2 protein-coding genes and 1 pseudogene are annotated in these 1,765 nt (G+C 58.8%); all 3 read right to left on the reverse strand.

The window, feature by feature from the left end; genetic code table 11:
- The coding region (locus tag EHO01S_RS16700; protein ID WP_024525016.1) for a phage protease at positions 1-548 on the reverse strand (548 nt) is incomplete at its 3' end.
- A gap of 207 nt (positions 549-755) precedes the next feature.
- Positions 756-1,304, reverse strand: coding sequence for a phage virion morphogenesis protein (locus EHO01S_RS16705; RefSeq protein WP_024525017.1), 549 nt, complete (start codon positions 1,302-1,304; stop codon positions 756-758).
- Positions 1,304-1,765, reverse strand: a pseudogene (locus tag EHO01S_RS19055) (phage minor head protein); the annotation flags it as partial. The gene EHO01S_RS16705 and the pseudogene EHO01S_RS19055, both read right to left, overlap by 1 nt.

Below are 1,765 nucleotides of genomic sequence, written 5' to 3' on the forward strand. Positions count from 1 at the left end.
ATCTGCTCTTCATCCATCGTGTTACCCTCCGATTGGGATGATGTGGTTGATAAGGCCGCCAGACGGGAGAGCGCAGCCACGGCTACCTCGTCCAAATCATCCAGGGCCGGGGTATTGGTCAACGCGACGTTGACCAGTGCCGTTACCTCGCCGGTCTTCTGGTCATAAAAGAAGACCGGCGAGATATAGCGGTACTCTTTCTTGCGGATCATGTCGGCGGCGGTATCCGTCCAGCGGATATCCGTGGCGTACAGGCCATCCCCCTCGATCCACTCAAGGCGGGAGAACCACCCCGAGGCGGGGGCGGGCTTGCCGTTCTCAGCCGCGCGCAGTGTCTGGTGCTCATAGTCAAAGCACAACTCTGTCACGCGGGCGTTGACGGTTTCGATAATGTGGGCAGCAGTGGTCGCCGTCATCACCCAGGCCGCACACTCGCGCGGTCGGCCATCCACACCACGAAACTCACCGGCAGGCAAGATACGCAGACGGCTGACCGGCTCGGTGCCAGCGGCAATTTCAACAGAGAGGGCTGCAAGAATCGTTTTCATGCTGCCAGTGTATCGAGGGGGGATTGCGGTAAATGACTGATAGAGTTCAGCAGGCAATTACGGGGAAAATGTGATAACGCCGGGCGGCAGTGGAGGCAAGACGCTCAGGAAGGCATTTAAAACCCGTTTAAATTTTTTTGAAAGGGTATCACCCATGCGATGACACCCCCAAGCATAAAAACGCCGTAGAATGGATTACAGCGCGTTTTAGCTGCCATTCTCCATCAAGCCCCGCAAGTAGGTCTGTGCGGTCTCCTCCAGCGTCGAGATATCCTCATCAGCCAATTGCAGGAACGGGCGGGCTGGCATCTCGATTGTATAAGCTGGCAGGGTGTGCCATTCGCTGTAGTTGCTGCGTGACTTGCGTACAAAACGATGACCGACTGTACCATCCTTACGTTGCCGATAGTAGGCACGCTGGCTTCGCGCAGGGATGTTAATGGTGCCACCGAGTTGATGGATGGCTGCATAGGCTACGTTAGTCCCAACACGCGCTTTATCGTTATCTGCATCCGGGGAGATACTCGCCGCCAGGCGGCCGTTACGTTGCAGGATTTGCCCCGGCCCGCGCCTGGCCGCATAGGCGGGACTCCAACCCGCCCAGGCGGGACGCCCCTGGCGCTTAAAGTTTTCCTCTACGGCATCCCACATATCCCCCGCCAGTGCCTGCATCAAGGGCTGACGGTTTTTAATGCCGTGTAAAAGCCGATGTAAATGGCGTTCAATCCCCTGGGTATCAATCGTGATTGTCAGCATTACCCCTCCGGTAACAGTGCATCCAGCACATCACCATGCGCCAGGGTCAGCAGCTCGCCGGCGCGCACCTGAGCCACCCACCATTCGCCGCGCCGCTCCAGGCAATACCAAACTGTGCCATCGCGCGCTACTGTTTTGGCCGGATGCTGGATCGCCTGCTGGGCCAGTAAAAACATCGCGGGTGTAACCGGCTCGTCTGCGGTGGCCATCGTTGTCAGGGTGCTGCCCCGGACTTGGACAACACGGCTACCCTCGGCAGGCTGCGCCAGCATGGCAACCGGGTAACGCTGTTCACTGTCCAGGGCACCTGCCTGGGCCAGGGCATACCCGCGCACAAAGTCGGGGCCGGTCAGTGTTGCGGTAATGTATTGCCGGGCAGCGGGTGTCGCGTACCTGTCCAGCTCCGGTTGCCAGGCAACTTTACCCGGATTGATACCAAACCCCGGATCAGCGGCATACAC

It is taken from the genome of Edwardsiella hoshinae NBRC 105699 = ATCC 33379 (genome assembly GCF_000474215.1).
Classification (GTDB): Bacteria; Pseudomonadota; Gammaproteobacteria; order Enterobacterales; family Enterobacteriaceae; genus Edwardsiella; species Edwardsiella hoshinae.